Source organism: Microbacterium sp. 69-7, from assembly GCF_001897985.1.
GTDB classification, from domain to species: Bacteria; Actinomycetota; Actinomycetes; order Actinomycetales; family Microbacteriaceae; genus Microbacterium; species Microbacterium laevaniformans.
This window is the reverse complement of the sequence record NZ_MKRU01000089.1, coordinates 1-5,598: the sequence shown is the minus strand read 5'-3', so window position 1 is coordinate 5,598 and position 5,598 is coordinate 1. Positions and strand designations below refer to the sequence as shown.

The window sequence follows — 5,598 nt, the reverse complement described above, 5'->3', positions numbered from 1 at the left end:
CGGACACCCAGTCCTGAACTTCAGAGCGCCGGATCGAATGGATCTCCCGATCTCCCCAAACGGGGGCGACGTGGTTCTTCCACGCACGTTCGAGCGTCATGCACTACGACGGCTTCGACTTGGGCGGCCGCTGGAGCGCCGCGAGCTGCCGGCGAACATCCGAACTGGAACACGGGACGACGTGGGGTCGATGTACTCGCCCTTCGACTTCGACCCCGTGACCATCGAGAGGTGGAGCTTCGCCTCGCGGATCGTCGTGAAGCCGCGATTCTCCGCCTCGGTGTGATCGGGCTTGCGATAGAGCACGCGGTAGCGTCGGCCCTTCGCCGTCTCGTACGGGGTGACGCTGCCCATCTCGACCTCCGATCGTGGCGGGTTGATGGCCAGTATGGGGACAGTGTCGGACACTGGTGCTGTGTCGTCAACGTCGGTGAGACGATACGCCGCCCGATGGCAGCTTTCGACGGCGAATGCCTCTGGTGCGCTGACGCCGCATCGCATCAGGCGGTCTGTCTCACACGATTGCGCGTTGCGAGGAGGTATCGCACGCGACCCGCTGTCGACGCTCCCCAGTAGGATCTACCAATGTAACTGGAGGGTGCTCAATTGAACGATGACCGGCCACTGGTCAAGTCGCGGCAGCGTGTGGCTGACCATGGTGAGGTCTTCACGCCGCGCTGGCTCGTCAACGACATGCTCGATCTCGTCAAGGATGAAACGGAGCGCATCGACTCGCGGTTTCTCGAGCCTGCCTGTGGTTCGGGCAACTTCCTGGTACCGGTGCTTGAGCGCAAGCTCGCCGTCGTTGAGGCGCGCTACGGTAAGAGTGAGTTCGAGCAGCGTCACTATGCGCTATTTGGCCTGATGTGCATCTATGGAATCGAACTGCTGCCCGACAATGCCGTTGAGTGCCGCGAGAATCTCGCGGATACTGTCGTCCGTGTACTGAGACTGTCGAAGGACGACACGCTGGTGCACGCAGCGCGGGCCGTACTAGCGGTGAACATTGTCCAGGGCGACGCGCTCGCAATGACGGATGCCACGGGCGGGCCCATCGTCTTCCCGGAGTGGGGCTATCTCGGTCGGGGAAGATTTCAACGCCGTGACTTCCGCTTCGACGCGCTAACTCAGCGTTCGGCGGCATCTGGCACCCTCTTCGATGCCTTCGAGGAGCACGAGATTTTCACGCCGGTGCGTACTTACCCGGTCATGACCATCGCCGAGATCGCCGCCACGTAGGGGAGCACTGAATGAAGACCGATGTCGTCAAGCCGAGGGATGTGTTCTACAACCCGACGCGACTTACGGTTCCTTTGTTCCAGCGCCCGTACGTCTGGTCACAGCGCGAACAATGGGAGCCGCTCTGGGAGGACATCATCCGGCTGATCGATGTCATCGAGGGGCACAATCAGGAGGCGACCCACTTTCTCGGGGCGATTGTCATCCAGCAGATTCCGACGGGGCTCGGCGGGCTGCCGACGTGGAACGTCATCGACGGTCAGCAGCGTCTGACCACTCTGCAGTTGCTGCTCGACGCTCTGCACGCGCAGCTCGAGAAGCGGGACCTCACCGATCTCGCCGACCAGGTGCTCCGCCTCGTGGAGAATCCGCAAAGCTACCGCAAACGCGACCAGGATCGCTTCAAGCTATGGCCGACGAACCGCGATCGCGACGCGTTCGACGCGGTCATGTCGGCGTCCGCCCCCGTCGATTACGGGCCGCTCCCGACGTCGCGGCTTCGGGATGCGCACCGATTCTTCTCCGAGACGATCGACGCCTGGCTCGGGGAGAACGCAGAGCTACGTGCGACGCTGCTGGTGGGGGCGATCACCGATCGCCTCGAGATCGCGAGTATCCGCCTCGACGCTAACGAAGACGCTCAGGCGATCTTCGAAACGCTGAATGCCCGCGGCACGCCGCTCTCGGCCGCCGACCTCATCAAGAATTTCATCTTCCAGCAGATCGATTCCGCTGTCGCCGAGCGAGACTACCTCGCGAACTGGGCAGACTTCGAAACTCCTTGGTGGGAGACGGAGGTCACCTCGGGTCGCATCAAGAACCCACGGGCTTCGCTGTTTCTCTGGCAGTGGCTGATCGCGCGGACGTTGATGGACTTTCCCATCCGCGAGGTGTTCACGCAGTTCAAGCACTACGTCAACACGGTCGAGAAGGACGTCAGCGTCCTGTTGCCGCAGATCAAGGCAGCAGCCGACCACTACCGTGCGATCATCGAGGGCTCCGAGAACCCCATCGGCCCGCTGACGCGCTCCCAGCTGTTCAGTTACCGAGTCGGAACGCTCGACTCGGAGATCAGCCGACCGCTGCTGATCTGGCTGGACGAGCCGGAGCAAGCGGGCGTGACGGATGACGATCGCGCTCGCATCCTCGATCTGCTCGAGAGCTGGTTCGTGCGCCGTGCGCTTGTGAAGGCGCCGTCGCAAGGCTCCAACCGGTTCCTCGTCGACCTGATGCAGCACCTCAGCCGCCAGCTGAAGGACCGCCTCCCGGAAGCGGTCGAGCAGTTCCTCGTCGCCAGCCACACGGCGGTCGGATACTGGCCCGGCGACGCTGAGGTGCACACGGCACTCATCGATGCCAACGTGTACGGAAACTACCGCCGCAACCGCCTGCGGATGGTGCTCGAGGCTCTAGAAGACGCCAAACGCGGGTACCCGGGCGTCAACCCGCTCGCGATGGGGCCGATCGTGCGCGACAAGGCGACGATCGAACACCTCATGCCTCAGAAGTGGCGCGCGCACTGGGACGACGATCTCGACGAGGAACATCAGCTCGAGCGGGATCGCAGGATCCAGCAGCTCGGCAACCTCACCATTGTCACGCAGGCGCTCAATAGCAAGATCTCCAACGGTGCGTGGGGTCAGAAGCGCGCACATTTCGTGGCATCTGACGACGTTCTCATCACAAAGGAGGCGCTCGCGCTCGCGGACGATGCGGGGTGGAGCGAAGACGCGATCATCGCGCGTACCGGACGGATGATCAGTCAGATCTGTGCGATCTGGCCCGCGCCGGCAGGGCACGTGGGCCTCGAGGCGGCGCCGCCCACGCCTGTGACCCGCGCCAGCGTCGACATCGCCCAGCTCATCGCTGCGGGCTGGATGGAGGCCGGCACAGAACTCGTCCCGCGCCTGCAGGCGCGGAACGGCGCGCGGGCTGTCGTGTCTCAGGATGGGCGACTCTACATCGACGGTGTGGCCTACGACTCGCCTAGCGCAGCCGCCTTCGCTGTCTATACCGGGAAGGGCGGGGTCAACGGGTGGTGGTTCTGGGGTCTCGATGGCTCCGACCGGCGCCTCACGGATGTCCGCAGCGACTATCTCGATAGTCTCGGCGCGGATGCCGAGGCCGACGATGACGATGCGGCAACCGCCGAGGATGTGCTGACGTGACTGACATCACGCTCTCGCCCCGAGCCGCGTTCACGCTGCGCAGCCACAACCCCGATGTGCTCACATGCATCGCCAACTTGTCGAACGACGAGGTGTTCACCCCGCCCGAGCTCGCGAACCAGATGCTCGACACCGTCGCGGATGCCTGGGCCGCCGACAGCGGGGGAGCATCCATCTGGGAGAACCCGAACGTCACCTTCCTCGACCCTTTCACGAAGTCAGGGGTGTTCCTACGCGAGATCACGAGCCGGCTCACGGATGGGTTGGCCGCACAGATACCCGACCTTCAGGAGCGCGTCGACCACATCCTGACGAAGCAGGTGTACGGCATCGGCATCACGCAGCTGACAGCGCTGCTCGCACGGCGGAGCGTCTACTGCTCGAAGGATGCCACCGGGAAGCACTCCGTCGCGAAGACCTTCGATCGCGACTGGGGCAACATCTGGTTCGAGCGCACCGAGCACACCTGGGCGGGGGACAAGTGCGCGTACTGCGGGGCGGCGATAGGCGCGTGGGGGCGAGGCGACGAACTCGAGACCCACGCCTACGCTTTCATACACACCCTCGATATAAAGAAGCGCCTCGCGCAAATGTTTGGAGTCGAAGTGCAATTCGACGTGATTGTCGGCAACCCTCCGTATCAGCTGAACACGGATCAGGCCGACACCAAGATCACTGGGACCATCCCGCTTTATCACCTGTTCATCGACCAGGCGAAGCGCATGGAGCCGCGTCTGCTTAGCATGATCGTTCCAGCGCGCTGGATAGCGGGTGGCCGAGGACTGGATGAGTTCAGGGGCAGGATGTTAGCGGACCGCAGGATCCGCGACTTCGTGGACTTTCCTGTGGCGTCGGAGGTGTTTGGCACTGGCGTCGAGATCGGTGGCGGCGTTTGCTACTTCGTCTGGGACTCCTCGTACGATGGGCCAGCCGAGGTGGTGACCGTTCGTAGCGGAGAGCACTCTCAACCCTCGCGTCGCGATTTGGGCAGGCACGATGTTTTCATCCGGGACAGCGAGGGGGCGCAGATCGTCGACGAGGTTGCGGCGCTTGGAGAGCCTTCGGTCGCCGCTATCGCGAGTGGTCAAAAGCCGTTCGGAGTTTCAACAAATTTCGCGAACGTTAAGCCCGAGCGGGAGCCCGGTGACCTCGTTCTGCATTATGTCCGTCCAGGGCGGCGCCTTGCCGGACACATTGCTGGATCCGAAGTGATTCGCGGCTCGGCCCTGATTGATGCATGGAAGGTGTTTGTGCCGGAGGCATCCGATGGTCGAGGTACGGTCGGCTTCCGCCCTGCGGTCATTCTTGGGAAGCCAATCGTGGCGGGTCCGGGAGAGGTTTGCACTAACACCTATTTGGCCATCGGCCCGTTCGACTCCGAGGCCTCGGCTCGATCATTCGTGTCGTACTACACGACCAAGTTCTTCCGCTTCCTCGTATCTCTGCGAAAGATCACTCAACACGCGTCGAACTTCACGTACACCTGGGTGCCGCAGCAGTCCTGGGACCAGCGCTGGACTGACGAAGAGTTGTATCGCAAGTACGGACTCGACGAAGGGCAGATCGAGTACATCGAGTCGCAGATCAAGCCGATGACTCTGGACGACGAGGCGGCCGATGTCGAAGACTGAGGCCGATCTCCTCCCGCCGAAGCCCGAGTCGCGGCTGCGGATCTACGCGTACTCGATCGACGATGAGGCGCACAGTGGGCTGCTGAAGGTCGGGCAGACGACGCAGTCTGTCAAGAAGCGGGTCGCGCAGCAGACGAAGACCGCCGCGATCACGAACTACCAGATCGTCATCGATGAGCCGGCCGACAGGCCCGACGGGTCCTTCATCACCGACCACGATGTGCGTCGGCGGCTCAAGCAGAAGAAGTTCGCGAACCCGACTCTGGAATGGATGCGCTGCACCGCCGAGGATGTCCGCACGGCGATCGCCGAGCTGCGTGTCGGCAAGACGTTCGAGGGTACGCACCACGCGACGTTCTCGATGCGTGAGGAACAGGCATCCGCCGTCGAACGCACCCTGCAGTACTTCGCGAGCCGGGGGGCTGATGACGCCGACGCGGTTCCGGAGTTCCTCTGGAACGCGAAGATGCGGTTCGGCAAGACGTTTACGAGCTACCAGCTCGCCAAGCGGATGGGCGCAAATCGCGTGCTTGTCATGACCTTCAAACCTGCCGTCGAAG

5 protein-coding genes are annotated in these 5,598 nt (G+C 63.0%); 4 read left to right on the top strand and 1 reads right to left on the bottom strand.

The features are described from left to right. Positions 1–96: 96 nt before the first annotated feature. On the bottom strand, positions 97–408 hold the full coding sequence (locus BGN98_RS09660) for a hypothetical protein (protein WP_288121150.1): 312 nt from the start codon (positions 406–408) through the stop codon (positions 97–99). Between the two features lie 198 nt (positions 409–606). Between BGN98_RS09660 and BGN98_RS09655 the strand changes: the two genes are divergently transcribed. The 4 genes from BGN98_RS09655 to BGN98_RS09640 form a co-directional block, all read left to right on the top strand. Next, positions 607–1,239 carry an N-6 DNA methylase gene (locus BGN98_RS09655; RefSeq protein ID WP_288121148.1) on the top strand — a complete coding sequence of 211 codons (633 nt, stop codon included), beginning with the start codon at positions 607–609 and terminating at the stop codon, positions 1,237–1,239. 11 nt (positions 1,240–1,250) lie between these two features. Then, a complete protein-coding gene (locus tag BGN98_RS09650; RefSeq protein WP_288121146.1) occupies positions 1,251–3,407 on the top strand; it encodes a GmrSD restriction endonuclease domain-containing protein in 2,157 nt (718 codons plus the stop codon). Next, positions 3,404–5,038, top strand: coding sequence for an Eco57I restriction-modification methylase domain-containing protein (locus tag BGN98_RS09645; RefSeq protein ID WP_288121144.1), 1,635 nt, complete (start codon positions 3,404–3,406; stop codon positions 5,036–5,038). Before BGN98_RS09650 ends, BGN98_RS09645 begins: the two co-directional genes overlap by 4 nt. Further along, the coding region (locus tag BGN98_RS09640) for a GIY-YIG nuclease family protein (protein ID WP_288121143.1) at positions 5,025–5,598 on the top strand (574 nt) is incomplete at its 3' end. The genes BGN98_RS09645 and BGN98_RS09640, both read left to right, overlap by 14 nt.

Excerpts from the sequence above, each read along its gene's own strand:
- BGN98_RS09650 (WP_288121146.1), top strand. The coding sequence starts at position 1,251 with ATGAAGACCGATGTCGTCAAGCCGAGGGATGTGTTCTACAACCCGACG.